Origin of the sequence: Campylobacter sp. VBCF_01 NA2, assembly GCF_027797205.1 — a bacterium.
Lineage (GTDB): Bacteria > Campylobacterota > Campylobacteria > Campylobacterales > Campylobacteraceae > Campylobacter_B.
Genome location: NZ_CP115607.1, coordinates 833,786 through 847,983, shown reverse-complemented (window position 1 = coordinate 847,983; position 14,198 = coordinate 833,786). Strand labels below are relative to the sequence as shown.

General features: G+C 41.9%; 16 protein-coding genes. 12 read left to right on the top strand and 4 right to left on the bottom strand.

Translation table 11 applies throughout. The features are described from left to right. Positions 1–56: 56 nt before the first annotated feature. Genes hemC through lolA form a run of 4 tightly spaced genes read right to left on the bottom strand, consistent with a single transcriptional unit; the run spans position 57 to position 2,473 of the window. Entirely contained in the window at positions 57–998 is a 942-nt protein-coding gene (hemC, locus tag PF027_RS04410) for a hydroxymethylbilane synthase (RefSeq protein WP_270876204.1), read from the bottom strand. Then, positions 999–1,439 carry an FxsA family protein gene (locus tag PF027_RS04405; RefSeq protein WP_270876205.1) on the bottom strand — a complete coding sequence of 147 codons (441 nt, stop codon included), beginning with the start codon at positions 1,437–1,439 and terminating at the stop codon, positions 999–1,001. 35 nt (positions 1,440–1,474) lie between these two features. After that, complete coding sequence (locus PF027_RS04400) at positions 1,475–1,951, bottom strand: low molecular weight protein-tyrosine-phosphatase (protein WP_270876206.1); 477 nt, start codon at positions 1,949–1,951, stop codon at positions 1,475–1,477. 9 nt (positions 1,952–1,960) lie between these two features. Further along, positions 1,961–2,473 carry a LolA-like outer membrane lipoprotein chaperone gene (lolA, locus tag PF027_RS04395; protein ID WP_270858820.1) on the bottom strand — a complete coding sequence of 171 codons (513 nt, stop codon included), beginning with the start codon at positions 2,471–2,473 and terminating at the stop codon, positions 1,961–1,963. Between the two features lie 121 nt (positions 2,474–2,594). On the opposite strand from lolA, the gene secA reads away from it, so the two are divergent. The 12 genes from secA (at position 2,595) to PF027_RS04335 (ending at position 14,055) form a co-directional block, all read left to right on the top strand. Further along, a complete protein-coding gene (gene secA, locus PF027_RS04390) occupies positions 2,595–5,261 on the top strand; it encodes a preprotein translocase subunit SecA (protein WP_270876207.1) in 2,667 nt (888 codons plus the stop codon). Between the two features lie 38 nt (positions 5,262–5,299). After that, positions 5,300–6,490 (top strand): ABC transporter permease, encoded by a 1,191-nt coding sequence (locus tag PF027_RS04385; protein ID WP_270858822.1) that lies wholly within the window; start codon positions 5,300–5,302, stop codon positions 6,488–6,490. A 24-nt stretch (positions 6,491–6,514) separates the two neighbouring features. Next, entirely contained in the window at positions 6,515–6,718 is a 204-nt protein-coding gene (locus tag PF027_RS04380) for a hypothetical protein (RefSeq protein WP_270858823.1), read from the top strand. Between the two features lie 125 nt (positions 6,719–6,843). After that, positions 6,844–7,698 carry a bifunctional methylenetetrahydrofolate dehydrogenase/methenyltetrahydrofolate cyclohydrolase FolD gene (gene folD / locus PF027_RS04375; protein ID WP_270871814.1) on the top strand — a complete coding sequence of 285 codons (855 nt, stop codon included), beginning with the start codon at positions 6,844–6,846 and terminating at the stop codon, positions 7,696–7,698. Next, positions 7,699–8,544, top strand: a complete 846-nt coding sequence (gene lepB / locus PF027_RS04370) for a signal peptidase I (protein ID WP_270871815.1) — start codon at positions 7,699–7,701, stop codon at positions 8,542–8,544. It abuts the gene before it with no gap. Positions 8,545–8,553: 9 nt separating this feature from the next. Further along, positions 8,554–9,078 (top strand): RpiB/LacA/LacB family sugar-phosphate isomerase, encoded by a 525-nt coding sequence (locus tag PF027_RS04365; protein WP_270871816.1) that lies wholly within the window; start codon positions 8,554–8,556, stop codon positions 9,076–9,078. An 8-nt stretch (positions 9,079–9,086) separates the two neighbouring features. Continuing rightward, a complete protein-coding gene (locus PF027_RS04360) occupies positions 9,087–9,329 on the top strand; it encodes a hypothetical protein (RefSeq protein WP_270858827.1) in 243 nt (80 codons plus the stop codon). Beyond that, the gene (gene apt / locus PF027_RS04355; protein ID WP_270864995.1) at positions 9,326–9,889 is read left to right on the top strand and encodes an adenine phosphoribosyltransferase; all 564 of its coding nucleotides are present in this window, start codon (positions 9,326–9,328) and stop codon (positions 9,887–9,889) included. The genes PF027_RS04360 and apt overlap by 4 nt, the downstream gene beginning before the upstream one ends. Before the next feature lies 1 nt (position 9,890). Continuing rightward, positions 9,891–10,514, top strand: a complete 624-nt coding sequence (locus PF027_RS04350) for a DedA family protein (protein WP_270862498.1) — start codon at positions 9,891–9,893, stop codon at positions 10,512–10,514. Continuing rightward, entirely contained in the window at positions 10,483–11,946 is a 1,464-nt protein-coding gene (locus PF027_RS04345) for a leucyl aminopeptidase (protein WP_270871817.1), read from the top strand. The genes PF027_RS04350 and PF027_RS04345 overlap by 32 nt, the downstream gene beginning before the upstream one ends. Beyond that, a complete protein-coding gene (gene ychF, locus PF027_RS04340) occupies positions 11,946–13,049 on the top strand; it encodes a redox-regulated ATPase YchF (protein ID WP_270871818.1) in 1,104 nt (367 codons plus the stop codon). Before PF027_RS04345 ends, ychF begins: the two co-directional genes overlap by 1 nt. A gap of 229 nt (positions 13,050–13,278) precedes the next feature. After that, complete coding sequence (locus tag PF027_RS04335; protein WP_270871819.1) at positions 13,279–14,055, top strand: transporter substrate-binding domain-containing protein; 777 nt, start codon at positions 13,279–13,281, stop codon at positions 14,053–14,055. The last annotated feature ends 143 nt before the right edge of the window (positions 14,056–14,198 follow it).

Genomic DNA, 14,198 nt, shown 5'->3' with positions numbered 1-14,198 from the left:
GTAGATTTATGCCTTACAATGGCGAATTTTCGCCACGCAAGGCATAAAAGGCAAATTTACGCCATAGCTTCGGCGCGGGCTAGAAGCTCTTTTGCCCCTTTGGCGATAAATTTATCAGCAAAATTTGCGCCGATTTTTTGCGCCATTTTCGCATCGATTCCTGCGCGTGCAAGGCAGAGTTTATCCTCGATAAACTCGCTTCCATCAGGCAGTCCCACGACCGCGCGCACGATCACGCTATCATCTGAGATTTGCGCATTTACGCCGATTGGCACCTGGCAACCGCCCTCCAATCTCGCCACAAACGCCCTTTCTAAATTTGTCGCAAGCACGCTGTTTTCGTCGTTTATAAAATTTAAAATTTCTAGCAACTCTTTTTTGTCGGCACACTCAATCCCAAGTGCGCCTTGACCCATTGCAGGCACCATTTCATCGAGCTCGAAGGTATAAACATGCGCCACTTCGGCTCTTAAATTTAGCCTATTTATCCCAGCCATTGCTAAAATTATCGCGTCAAATTCGCCGTCTTTTAGCTTTTTGAGGCGTGTTTGGACATTTCCGCGAAGCGAAATAATCTCTAAATCAGGGCGCATTTTTAGAAGTTGCATTTTACGGCGAAGGCTCGTGGTGCCGATTTTAGCGCCATTTGGTAGGTCGCTAAATTTAGCGTATTTTTCGCTAATCATCGCGTCCCTTTCGTCCTCCCTAGCGCCGATTGCAGCCAAAACTAGACCCTCGGGAAACACAACTGGCACATCTTTTAGGCTATGCACGGCTAGGTGGGCTTCGCCTCGGAGCATACACTCTTCTAGCTCTTTGGTAAATAGCCCCTTGCCACCGATTTTTGCAAGCGGTGTGTCTAAAATTTTATCGCCCTTGGTTTTCATGCTTTTTAGCTCGACCTTAACGCCGTGTTTTTGCTCGATTAGCGATTTTATGTGTTCGCTTTGCCACAGAGCTAGCACGCTTCCGCGGGTGGCTATGATTAGATTTTGCATTTATTCTCCTTTTTTCTCTTCGATGATTTCAGCGTCGATTATATCGTCGTTTGCGTGGTTTTTGGGTCTGTAATGGGTGCTGTTTTGCGCGCTATAATCGCTGCTGTTTCGATAAAATGTGTCGTTTTTGGAAGCGGGGTTTTTTAGGTATAAAATCACCGCTACTACGAGCAAGCAAACGCCCAAAATATCGCTAAGTATGAGTGGCACACATAGCGCAAAACCAGCCGCGACAAAGCCAAATTCACTCAAAATATATTTTGGCGTGATACGAGCGAAATTTGCCAAATTTACCATTGGGCGTTTTGTCATCAAAAATAGCCCCAAAATCGTGCTGGCAAGGACTTCGATGACAAAAATCACAAATCCGTTTGCGTGCAAAAAATGGTATGTGATTATCATTTCTAGCACCAAATACGGAAGTATCAAAAACCTAAACATTTCTATCCTTGCTGAAATTTAAAGCGCCAATTTTATCAAAAGCTTTCTAAATTTTCTATTTTTTGCATTAGCGCCTCGCACGATTTGGCGATATCGTCATAACAGTTCTCAAAATCGCGTGTGTAGTATGGATCTGCGATGATTTTTTGCGATTTTGGTGCGTTTTGGCCTACCGCAAATTCGAGCAAGAATTTTACTTTTGGCGAATTTAGCCCAAAAATTCGGGCAAGAGCGCGCATGTTTTCTTCGTCCATACACAAAATCAAATCAAATTTTTCAAGATCAGCTTTTGTGATTTGCGTGGCGGTGTGAGCCATGAGAGGCACGGCCTTTTCGCGTAATACTCGCTTGGTTTCGTAGTATGGCGCAGAGCCGATTTCATCGGTGTGCGTGGCTTTGGAATCGCAATGAATTTTATCCTGCAAACCGCGAATTTTTACTAAATTTTCCATGACGGCCTGCGCCATTGGCGAGCGACAAATATTTCCGTGACAAACGAATAAAATTCTCATTTCTGCCCTTTATTGCGTGATTATGTCGTAGTGATTGGGGATATTTGGCGCGAAAATTTTCTCGTCTATTTTCTCGTTTTTGCGCACGCTTTGCAGATTTATCACGACCTTGTTATCGAGTTTGTCGGTGTATGAGATCTGGCTAGGGGCGTCGTTTTGGGTAGTGATGAAGTATTTCACGCCGTCAAGCTCGGCTTCGTAAGCGCCAGATTTGTTTTGTTTTGCGCCAGATAAAATCGCCACTAAATTTGGCGTTTCTTTGATATTTGTGATGATAGCTTGCTCCAAATCAGGCTCGATGACCGTAACCTTTGTGAAGCTAAAAAATATATTTTTTTTCGTAGGGCTTGTGTAGTGCCACACGGCATGCTCTTTGGTCGCGCTAAAATCGCCTGTGTAGTTGATTTTGGCGTCTTCGCTTTGGACGCTTTGGGTGAAATTTGCGCTTAGAGTGTCGAATTCGAGCGGATTTGCGAGCGAAAAGGTAGCACAAAACGCCAATGCAAAAACAGATTTTTTCATATCTCAAACCTCTTTAAATTTAAAATTTTGCGTTATTATAGCTGTTTTTATTAAGTTTAATTAAATAAAAACTAAAAATATGGTAATATGTTCGGTTAAAATTTTAAAATGAAGGTTTGAAATGTTTAAAAGAGTAGTTAGAGGGATTTTTGGCACGAAAAACAATCGTGTGGTCAAACAATACGCAAAACGCGCAAAAGAGATAAACGCGCTAGAAAAAAAATACGAAGCACTCGATGACGAGGCGTTAAAGGCTGAATTTAACGCGCTTAAAGAGCAAATTCAAAAGGGCGAAACGACAACTGATAAAATTTTATATGATGTTTTTGCTATCGTTAGAGAGGCTTCAAAAAGGGTGCTAAATATGCGCCATTTCGATGTCCAGCTAATCGGCGGTATGGTTTTAAACGACGGCGCGATAGCTGAGATGAAAACAGGCGAGGGAAAGACGCTGGTCGCAACTTTGCCTGTGGTTTTAAACGCTATGAGTGGCAAGGGCGTGCATGTCGTGACGGTCAATGACTACCTAGCCAAACGCGACGCCGAGCAAATGGGCGTTTTGTATAATTTCTTAGGACTTAGCGTTGGTGTAGTAGTCGGTGGCGAGTATAACGATACTAAGCGCAAAGAGGCTTACGCTTGCGACATAACTTACGGCACAAACAACGAATTTGGCTTTGATTATTTGCGTGATAATATGAAATTTAGCAGCGAAGACAAAGTGCAAAGAGGTCATCATTTCGTAATCGTCGATGAAGTCGATAGTATTTTAATCGACGAGGCTAGAACTCCACTAATCATTTCAGGCCCTACAAACCGCACACTTGATGGCTATGTCAAAGCAAATGAAGTAGCCAAACAAATGGTGCAAGGCCAGGCGCCAGATGATCCAAAAGAGAAGCCAACCGGCGATTTTATCTTAGATGAAAAAAATAAAAGCGTGCTAATTACCGAAGCAGGTATCGCAAAGGCTGAAAAACTTTTTGGCGTAGATAACCTATACAAGCTTGAAAACGCCGTTTTGAGCCACTATTTAGACCAAGCATTAAAAGCAAATTATATATTTAAAAAAGATGTCAATTATGTCGTGCGTGACGGACAGATAATCATCGTAGATGAATTTACAGGCAGACTAAGCGAGGGGCGTCGTTTTAGCGAGGGCTTGCACCAAGCCCTAGAAGCCAAAGAGGGTGTGCAAATCCAAGAAGAGAGCCAAACCCTAGCTGATATTACATTTCAAAACTATTTTAGAATGTATGAAAAACTAGCAGGCATGACTGGTACAGCCCAAACTGAGGCGACTGAGTTTTCTCAAATTTATAAATTAGAGGTCGTTTCAATCCCTACAAATATCCCAGTGCAAAGACTAGATCAAAATGATTTGATTTACAAAACAGAGCGCGAGAAATTTAACGCCGTAATCGAGGAAGTAAAAAGGCTAAACAAAAAAGGTCAGCCAGTCTTAGTCGGCACCGCATCGATCGAAAAATCAGAGTTACTTCACGAACTTTTGGTTAAAGAAAAAATCGCTCACTCTGTGCTAAATGCCAAAAACCACGAAAAAGAGGCACAAATCATCGCCGAAGCCGGTGCAAAGGGCGCTGTAACAATCGCCACAAATATGGCGGGTCGTGGTGTAGATATCCGCATAAATGATGAAGTCAGGGAGCTTGGTGGGCTTTATATCCTAGGCACAGAACGCCACGAAAGCCGCCGTATCGACAACCAGCTCCGCGGTCGCTCAGGCCGTCAGGGAGATCCGGGCGAGAGTAGATTTTATCTGAGTTTAGAGGATAATTTGCTTCGAATTTTTGGTAGCGATAAGATTAAAAATATTATGGAGCGTTTGGGTTTGCAAGACGGCGAACATATCGAGTCGAAAATGGTCTCTCGTGCCGTAGAAAATGCGCAAAAAAAGGTCGAGAGCCTGCATTTCGAGGCCAGAAAACATATCCTAGAATACGACGATGTCGCAAACGAGCAGAGAAAGACGATTTACAAATACCGAAACGAGCTTTTGGATAAAGAATTTGATCTAAAAGACAAAATTTTGCAAAACCGCGAAGAGTATATCGCAAGCGTGCTAGATGATTTGGAGATTTTCGACGGAGATGAGAAGGAAAAATTCGATTATGAGGCGATAATAAACCGCATTTTAAATGATACTGGCGAAACGCTAGATGAAGCAAATTTGAAAAACGCTAATGATTACGGCGAGCTAAAAAGCGTGATTGTAGAGCAACTTCAAAGCTCTTACGAGGAAAAAATGAGCCAAATCGATCAGGCTCAGCGCAAAGAGATTGAAAAAATGCTTTATCTGCAAATCGTTGATCGCGACTGGCGTGAGCATTTATACCAAATGGATACCCTAAAAACAGGCATTGGACTAAGGGGATACAATCACAAAGACCCGCTAACCGAGTATAAAAAAGAAAGCTACAATCTCTTTATGGAGCTTGTTTTGCGCCTAAAAAGCGATAGTATCCGCACCTTGCAACTAATTCGCTTCAAAACCCAAGAAGAAATCGACGCTGAAAGAGAGGCTATGCAAGAGCAAATGCGTAGCGAAGCGCAGGACGAAATAAACGAAGCCAATACAAACGAGGACGAAATTTCAAATTCAAGCGAAAATTTAAATTCGAGTGAAAATCAAACCGCAGAAAATAGCGAATTTTCGCTAGGCGCGAAAAAACCTAAACGAAACGACCCATGTCCATGCGGAAGCGGTAAAAAATACAAAGATTGCCACGGTAAAGGTGGCCCTAAAAAAGGCGGTTTTGCAAGGTAACTTGCAAACGCCTAAATTTAAAATTTACAGGGCAGACTTTGATAAAATATCTACTTTTTAAATATTTGCGTTTCGACAAATCTCAGCCATTTATAACGCTTTCTGCGATTTTGGCGTTTTTGGGCGTGAGTATCGGACTAATGGTGCTAATCATCGCAATGGCGATAATGAACGGTTTCGATAAAGAATTTCAACGCAAACTCTTTACGATGAACTATCCTATTACGATACACAGCCAGTTTCGCGGTGGTATCACAAACGATGATGTCGAAATTTTAAAGGGTGATTTCCCAAATTTAAAATTTAGCCCATATATCAGCTCGCAAGTCATCGCCAAAAACGGCGATAGATTAGAGGGTGGAATAATCTTTGGCGTAAATTTGGCTGATGAAATTCAAATAAACTCAGTCGTCGCACAGGGGGCGAAAGACGCGAATTTGAGCGAATTTGGCATTATGGTCGGTAAGGGCATAAAGGACGAATTTATGCTGGATATGGGCGATAAAATCACAATGATTTTTACCAAAAACGACCCAGGTGGATTTGCGCTGATTCCAAAAATGAAGCGATTTGAGGTGCGCGCTAGCTTTGATTCTGGTTTGATTGCTTATGATAAGGCGTATTCTTACGCTAGCGTGGGCGATTTGGCGAAAATTTTGGGCTATGACGAGGGGCGATATGACGGGGTGCATGTTTTCTCAGACGATCCATTTAAGGACTTAGAAATCATTAAAGAAAATCTCCCGCCGAGCGCGCGCGCTGTTGGCTGGTGGCAACAAAACGGCAACTTTTTCTCAGCCCTTGCGCTTGAAAAACGGGCGCTTTTTTTGGTGCTTTTGCTAATAATCTTAGTTGCTAGCTTAAATATCGTTAGTTCGCTTTTGATGACAGTGATGAATCGTCGCCAAGAAATCGCGCTTTTGCTTAGCCTTGGGGCGAGCAAAAAAGAGGTGAAAAAGACATTTTTCTCGCTTGGGGCGACGATTGGCGGAAGCGGAATAATCTTTGGCCTTATTTTGGGGCTTTTTGGGGTTTGGTTGCTTGGAAACTTCGATATCATCGACCTGCCAGCTGATGTTTATGGAAGCAGCAAACTGCCTATGGAGCTATCATTTAGCGATTTGATTTCTACCGTGGTAGGAGCTGTGATAATAGTAGCGCTCTCATCGTGGTATCCAGCCAAAAAGGCCACCGAAGTCGATGTTTTGCAAACTTTGCGTAATGAATAATTTAAATTTAATAAAGGAGAATTTATGAAAAAGTTAATTTTATGCGCCCTAGTGGCTGGGTTTTTTATCGGTTGTGCTGGCACGAAAGAGCCGGGCGTGAGCGAGAGCGCGCCAATCGAGCAGAAAAAAATCGAGCCAAATTTCAACCAAAATAGCGCTGGTTGCACCACAGGCTGCATGGACGCTGTAATCAAAGCCCAAGAAGCAAACAAAAATATAAAACGATAAATTTCAATGGTAGTTTTTTAACTACCATTTCCACTTAAAATTCCAAAATTTAGCCCAAAAATAAATCTGATTTTTATTAAATTTAAGGTAAAATTGAAGCTTAAATTTTTATTTAAAGGTTTTTTATGACTTTAATCGACGGAAAAGCGATAAGCGCAAAGGTCAAAGAAGAGGTAAAAATCGCAGCCGCAGGGCTTAGTGCGAAGGGCGTAACTCCGGGGCTTGCGGTGATTTTGGTGGGCGAGGACAAGGCTAGTGCTACTTATGTGGCTAGCAAAGAAAAGGCGTGCGTAGCATGCGGGATAAATTCTTACCCATATCATCTAAGCGCGCAAACTACCGAAACTGCGCTATTAGAGCTAATTGATGAGCTTAATGCTGATGAAAATGTCGATGGCATACTTGTCCAACTTCCGCTTCCAAAACACATTGATACAAATAAAATTTTAGAAAAAATCGATCCTAGCAAAGATGTCGATGGATTTCACGCTGTAAATGTCGGCAGGCTAGTTAGCGGATTAGAGGCTTTTGTGCCATGCACGCCACTTGGCATTATGCGACTTTTGGCTGAATACGGCATAGAAACAAACGGCGCAAACGCTGTGGTAATTGGCAGAAGCAATATAGTCGGCAAACCTATGGCAAATTTGCTTTTAAACGCGAATTCTACCGTTACTATCACACACTCTCGCACCAAAAATTTAGCCGAAATTTGCTCGCAGGCTGATATCTTAGTCGCAGCGATTGGAAAGCCAAATTTCGTAAACCCTGACATGGTAAAAGATGGCGCGGTGGTCATTGATGTAGGCATAAACCGCCTAGAAAACGGCAAACTAACCGGCGATGTGGATTTCGACGCAGTCGCGCCTAAATGCTCATTTATCACGCCAGTTCCTGGTGGCGTAGGTCCTATGACAATCGCAATGCTACTTCAAAACACAATCACATCGGCGCGCAACCGCCTAAAAAGAAGCAAATAAATGAAATCTTTGGATTCGCTTTATCGCTTTTCATCTAGCTGGGTTGGCACGATTTGCATTGTGCTTTTTATCATACTTTTTGTGGCGCAAGCTTTTGTGATTCCAAGCGGATCGATGAGAGTTACGCTTTTGGAGGGCGATTTTTTGTTTGTGAAAAAATTTAGCTACGGAATACCAACTCCTCATATCCCATTTATCGAGGTTCCAGTAGCCCCAGATAACGACGGAGACGGACATTTAATCCAAGGCAAACGCCCACAGCGTGGTGATATCGTAGTATTTCGCTATCCAAAAGATGAGAAAATTCACTATGTCAAGCGAAATTTCGCCGTTGGTGGAGATGAAGTGATTTTTGATTTAGATAATTTCTACCTCAGACCAAACGAGGGCGATGAATTTATAGAGCAAAACTACGATAAAAGCGATATTGTCATCTTAAACGGACAAAAATATGTCAAAGAGCCGTATAAATTCAAAGGCATAAACTACAATCCGCATTTTAGAAACGCTATGCGGGCAAGCATGCTTGGAAATTTAGAGCGCAAAAGCCTAGCAATGCGCCCTATAATGGTGGCTGAGAGCGAGAAGGTCTATGAATATGACAGTGTGAAATTTAACGCATTTTATATCAAAGTTCCGCAAGATGAGTTTTTTATGATTGGCGATAACCGCAACAACTCAGGTGATAGCAGGTATTGGGGCACCGTGCCGTATCGCCTAATCGTAGGCAAGCCGTGGTTTACTTATTTTAGTATCGACCCGGATAAAAAAATCCGCTGGGAGAGAATAGGGCGTTTCATCGACACGCTTCAAAGCGATGAGAGCTTGATTTATGAGCAAAAATAAAGGGAAAATATGCAGGTAAAAAAGGTTTTTATTGCGGGCGATCACGCTTCTCCGGCTGTGAAGGAAGAGGTCAAAAAAATAATCGCAAATTTGGGCTATGAGTTCGAAGATTTGGGCACAAATGACGAAAATATCAGCGTGGATTATCCTGATTTCGCGAAAATTTTGGCTGATAAAATTTTGGTTGAAAGCAAAAATTTAGCTAGCGCAAACGGCGAGCAAAATGGCGAAATTATAGATAGCACAAAATTTGGAATTTATGGAATTTTAATTTGTGGCACAGGCATTGGGATTTCGATTGCGGCAAATCGCCACACACATATTCGTTGCGCGCTTTGCCACGATAGCTTAACTGCTAGGCTTTGCAGGGAGCATAATAACGCAAATGTGCTTGCATTTGGCGCAAGAGTGCTAGGAATCGCAGAGATTGAGGATATGATAAAGACATTTTTTAGCACAAATTTTAGCGGCGGCAGACACGAAAGACGCGTGAATAAGCTAGGCGTGATTGCCTGCGATATGAGCGCAAAATAGGGCGAGATATGATAGTGGTTTTTGAAATTTTAAGCTTTGTTTTGGCTGTATTGTTGGTGCTTTCGATCCGTAAAAATATGAAAATTTACGATAAATTGGCAAAATGTGAAGACGAAATTTCAAAATTAAAAGAAAATCAAGAAAAGCTAAAATCTGCGTTGGAGCTTAGCATACAGGCCTTGCAAAGCGACGAAGCAGAAAAGTTAAATTTAAGATTGCAAAATGCAAAATTATTAAAGGATAGAGGATGAAAACTTTAAGCAATGATGATAAAGCTTATCTTTTTAAATCATTAAGGACTATCGAGGATTTCCCTAAACCCGGGATTTTGTTTTACGATGTAACGACACTTTTGGGCGATAAAAAGGCATTTAGCTTTTTGCTAGATCATCTCGTAGATCGCTACAAGGATTACGAGCTTGATTATATCGTAGGGATTGAGAGCAGGGGATTTATCTTTGGTGCGGCACTTGCGGCTAGGCTAAATTTGGCTTTCGTGCCGATTCGCAAACCAAAAAAACTTCCATATATCACCATTTCGCAAAAATACTCTCTCGAATACGGCTTCGATCAGGTCGAAATGCATGTCGATGCTTTTGATGCAGTTGCAAACGCGCAAAACCGCAAAGCCAGAGTGCTTTTAATCGACGATTTAATCGCTACTGGTGGCACTGCCAAAGCCGCGCTTGATTTGATCGCGCAAACAAACGCCGATTGCGTGGAAGCATGCTTTTTGCTAAATTTGCGCGCATTAAACGATCTGGGCGAATTTGAAGCAAGAACGAAAGTTTATTGTGTTTTAGAGGCTTAGTTTGGAAGAAACGCTCAAAGAAATTCTAACCCAGTATCATCAATACGCTTATATCGTGCTTTTTGCGTGGTGCGCATTAGAGGGCGAAATCGCGCTAGTTTTGGGCGGGATTTTGGCGCACGAGGGGCATATAAATTTACCACTTGGTATTTTTGTCGCGGCGTGTGGGGCGTTTGCGGGCGATCAATTTTATTTTTATATCGGCAGGTATAATAAAAATTACATTAGCAAAAAATTAGCCACCCAACGGCGCAAATTTGCTATCGCGCACCTGCTTTTACAGCGTTGGGGCTGGATTTTGATATTTATCCAGCGATATATGTATGGGCTTCGTATGATTATTCCGATGAGTATCGGCATTACTCGTTATAGTGCCAAAAAATTTGCATTTATAAATTTTATAAGCGCGGTTGCGTGGGCGAGTATGACGATGATACCTGCGTGGTATTTCGGCAAGCAAATTTGGCAAGCGATAAATTTGATCGAGCAATACTGGTATTTTGCAATACCGCTGATTGCCGGAATTGTCTTTGGGTTTTATAAAATTTTTGCAAGATTAGAAAATCATTTTATAAATTTAAGAAAGGATAGAGATGAAGGTAACATTATTGAATCAAAATTTTGACGCGATAAATGCGGATTTTGAATTGATTTTTATCGTCGGTGGCGACACAGCTCACCGCTTTGTCAAAGACGGCGATAAATTTGATTTTTTTGATTACAAAGGCGAGGGAAATTTGCTTTTAAGCGAGCAAAAAAGGCTATATATAGGCATAAAAGCCCTAGAATATGACCGTGTGAGAGTGGGCGTAGCGCAGGCATACAACACGCTAAAAAATCTTAAAATTTCAAATTTTAAAATCGCATTTTATGATTGCGGTTGCACGAAAAAAAGCGCAATGGCTATGGCCGAGGGCGCAGTGCTAGGCGCGTATGAGTTTAACAAATACAAAAGCGAAAAAAAATCCTACACTCTAAATGAAATTTTTATCGCTAGCGACACATACACAGGCTCTACGCTAGAAGCCGATAAAGCTGGTCGTGGCGTGAAATTTGGCACTATTATGGCGGACGCGGCGAATTTCGCCAAAAACGGCGTCAATGAAATCCCTGAAATTTACACTCCGCACAAAATGGCAGACGAGGCTGAAATTTTGGCTTCAAACTACGATGATGTCAGCGTAGCTGTGTATGATGAGAGATTTTTGGAAGAAGAGAAAATGAACGCGTTTTTGGCTGTCAATCGCGCCTCAGCTCATCGCCCACGCCTAATCCACCTTACCTACAAACCTGAAAAATGCCTTCAAAAGGTCGTTTTCGTGGGCAAGGGTTTGACCTATGATAGTGGCGGACTTAGCCTAAAACCGAGCGATTATATGCTGACAATGAAAGCCGACAAAAGTGGCGCGCTTGCAGCTATGGCGATTATCAAAGGCGCTGCTGAGCTTGATTTGCCTTTTGAAATACACGCTATCATCGGCGCTACCGAAAACATGATAGGTGGCAACGCCTACAAACCAGACGATGTGCTAATCTCTCGTTCTGGCGTGAGTATCGAGGTGCGAAACACAGACGCAGAGGGCAGGCTAGTGCTGGCTGATTGTCTAAGCTACGCTCAGGATTTAAACCCTGATTTGCTAATTGATATGGCGACACTTACAGGGGCTTGCGTAGTGGGGCTTGGCGAATACACAAGCGGACTTTTAGGAAATAATGAAGAGCTAAAATTAAAATTCAAAAATTTAACAAAACCTAGTGGTGAGCTTTTTACGATTTTAGAATTTAATGATTATTTGCGAGAACTTATCAAATCAAATATCGCAGATGTCTCAAATACAGCGTCTAGCAGATACGGTGGCACGACCACAGCGGGACTTTTTCTTGATAAATTTATCAAACCTGAATTCAAAGACAAATGGCTTCACCTCGATATCGCAGGCCCAGCCTATGTCGAAAAAGCGTGGGGATATAACCAATTCGGCGCGACAGGTGCGGCAGTTAGAGCAAATCTATACTACCTAATGGCTCTGCAAAAAGAGCTAGAAAAGAGGGGCTAATGGGGCTTTCTGTTGGAATCGTAGGTTTGCCAAATGTGGGCAAATCTACCACTTTTAATGCGCTAACAAAGGCGCAAAATGCCCAAGCGCAAAACTATCCATTTTGCACAATCGAGCCAAACAAGGCTATCGTGCCGGTGCCTGATAAACGCTTGGAAGAATTAGCTAAGATTGTTAATCCTGAGCGCATTATGCACTCGACAATCGAATTTGTCGATATCGCTGGACTTGTAAAGGGTGCTAGCAAGGGCGAGGGTTTGGGAAATAAATTTCTCTCAAATATCCGTGAAGCCGAAATTATTTTGCATATCGTGCGTTGCTTCGAAGACGGCAATATCACGCATGTCGAGGGCAGTATCGATCCAATCCGCGATATCGAAATCATCGAAACCGAGCTTGTTTTAGCCGATATCGAGCAGCTAGGCAGAAAAATCGAGCGGCTAAACAAAGAGGCCAAAGCAAACGCCAAAGGCGCCAAAGAGGCCTTGGCACTCGCAAATGAGCTTTTAGAACACTTAAATTTAGGCAAACCTGCTTCAAATTTCGCAGATAAAGACAGCGAAGTGTTTGCGAGCTTAAACAAAGAGTTGCGCCTGCTTTCTGCAAAAGAGGTGATTTATGGCGCAAATGTCGATGAGGACGGCATAGCGCAGGATAATGAGTATGTAAAAGCTGTAAAAGAGTATGCAAATGCGCGAAATGCCGAAGTTATCAAGCTTTGCGCTAAAATCGAAGAGGAGCTAATCGGTCTAGGTGATGATGAAGCGCACGAAATGCTTCAAAGCCTAGGCGCAGAAGAAAGCGGACTAGATAATATCATCAGAAGATCTTTTGCGAAGCTAAATTTGATAAGCTATTTTACCGCTGGGGTTATGGAAGTGCGCGCATGGACGATAACCAAAGGCTGGAAAGCGCCAAAGGCGGCTAGCGTGATACATAATGATTTCGAGCGTGGCTTTATCCGTGCAGAGGTCATTAGCTACGATGATTTCGTGGCGCATGGAGGCGAAAGTAGGGCAAAAGAGGCAGGAAAAATGCGCCTAGAAGGCAAGGATTATGTAGTAAATGATGGCGATGTAATGCATTTTAGGTTTAATGTGTAATTTAATTTTTTTTTGAAATATGCAAATTTTGATTTTTTTTCTTAAAATTTAAGTTTTTTTAGATTAAAATTGCTTGAAATTTTTGAAGTGAAATTTGCAAATTTATCTAAAATTTATGGTAAATGGGCGCGCGTTATCTTTCTATTTACTTTTTTTAGGTATTTTTCGGTTTTATTTTTAAGGAGTTAAAATGAAAAAGTTTTTAGGTCTTTTGGCATTAGCAGGCGCAGTGACTTTTTCTGGTGCTAACACACTAGAACAAATCAAAGCGAGCAATACGCTAAGAATTGGTGTAGGTGAGCACGATGCTCCAATGAGTTCTATTTCAAAAAGTGGCAAATTCCAAGGTTTTGAAATTGAGTTAGCAAAAGAACTAGCAAAAGCCATTTTAGGTGACGGCGGTAAGGTAGAATTTGTCGCTGTTAAAGATGCTGAGCGTATGGACGCAGTAACTCAAAACAGAGTTGATTTGCTAATCCACAATTATTCAAGAACACCTGAGCGCGAGAAATCAATGGACTTTTCTATGCCTTATCTTTCAACAATGGATGCTGTTGTTACTAAAAAAGATTTAGGTGTCCAAAGAATCGGCGATTTAAGAGGTAGAAGAGTTCTAGTTGTCCCAGGCACATCAGCTGAAACTGCTCTTAATAAAGAACCACAAATCCAACAAGTCCCTTGCTCTACATCAAAAGAGTGCTTGGATAAGCTAAGAGCTGGCGAAGCTGACGGCTATGCTAGAAAAATCACAGCAATCGCTACTATTCCTTTTGTTGATGATAGATTTGAGCTTGCTATCAAACGCATAGGAGCTATCGCTTTCAACTGCGTAGGCACTCAAAAAGGCAACCGCGATCTAATGGAAATCGTAGATAGCAAAATCCTATCTCTATCACAAGAAGGCTTCTTTGCAGATATGTATGAGCAAACTTTCGAGCTATTCTATCGTGGTGAGCTAGAAGAGAAAATGTTCGTTCTAGATGATATTTATGAAGCATTACTATAATTAGTGCTTTTTAATACTATACTTGGGCGCCTTTTTTAAGGCGCCTTTTTTTATGGCTGAAAATTTTATTTGCTTAATCTGTCATTGTGATAAAACTAAGTTTTGAGGCAATTCAGTAAAATTCTTTAATCTCTAATTTGTCA

What these genes read in the sequence shown, in the direction of transcription:
- hemC (WP_270876204.1), bottom strand. Translation starts at nt 998, where the DNA reads ATGCAAAATCTAATCATAGCCACCCGCGGAAGCGTGCTAGCTCTGTGG.
- PF027_RS04405 (WP_270876205.1), bottom strand. Translation starts at nt 1,439, where the DNA reads ATGTTTAGGTTTTTGATACTTCCGTATTTGGTGCTAGAAATGATAATC.
- PF027_RS04400 (WP_270876206.1), bottom strand. Translation starts at nt 1,951, where the DNA reads ATGAGAATTTTATTCGTTTGTCACGGAAATATTTGTCGCTCGCCAATG.
- lolA (WP_270858820.1), bottom strand. Translation starts at nt 2,473, where the DNA reads ATGAAAAAATCTGTTTTTGCATTGGCGTTTTGTGCTACCTTTTCGCTC.
- secA (WP_270876207.1), top strand. Translation starts at nt 2,595, where the DNA reads ATGTTTAAAAGAGTAGTTAGAGGGATTTTTGGCACGAAAAACAATCGT.
- PF027_RS04380 (WP_270858823.1), top strand. Translation starts at nt 6,515, where the DNA reads ATGAAAAAGTTAATTTTATGCGCCCTAGTGGCTGGGTTTTTTATCGGT.
- folD (WP_270871814.1), top strand. Translation starts at nt 6,844, where the DNA reads ATGACTTTAATCGACGGAAAAGCGATAAGCGCAAAGGTCAAAGAAGAG.
- lepB (WP_270871815.1), top strand. Translation starts at nt 7,699, where the DNA reads ATGAAATCTTTGGATTCGCTTTATCGCTTTTCATCTAGCTGGGTTGGC.
- PF027_RS04365 (WP_270871816.1), top strand. Translation starts at nt 8,554, where the DNA reads ATGCAGGTAAAAAAGGTTTTTATTGCGGGCGATCACGCTTCTCCGGCT.
- PF027_RS04360 (WP_270858827.1), top strand. Translation starts at nt 9,087, where the DNA reads ATGATAGTGGTTTTTGAAATTTTAAGCTTTGTTTTGGCTGTATTGTTG.
- apt (WP_270864995.1), top strand. Translation starts at nt 9,326, where the DNA reads ATGAAAACTTTAAGCAATGATGATAAAGCTTATCTTTTTAAATCATTA.
- PF027_RS04345 (WP_270871817.1), top strand. Translation starts at nt 10,483, where the DNA reads ATGAAGGTAACATTATTGAATCAAAATTTTGACGCGATAAATGCGGAT.
- ychF (WP_270871818.1), top strand. Translation starts at nt 11,946, where the DNA reads ATGGGGCTTTCTGTTGGAATCGTAGGTTTGCCAAATGTGGGCAAATCT.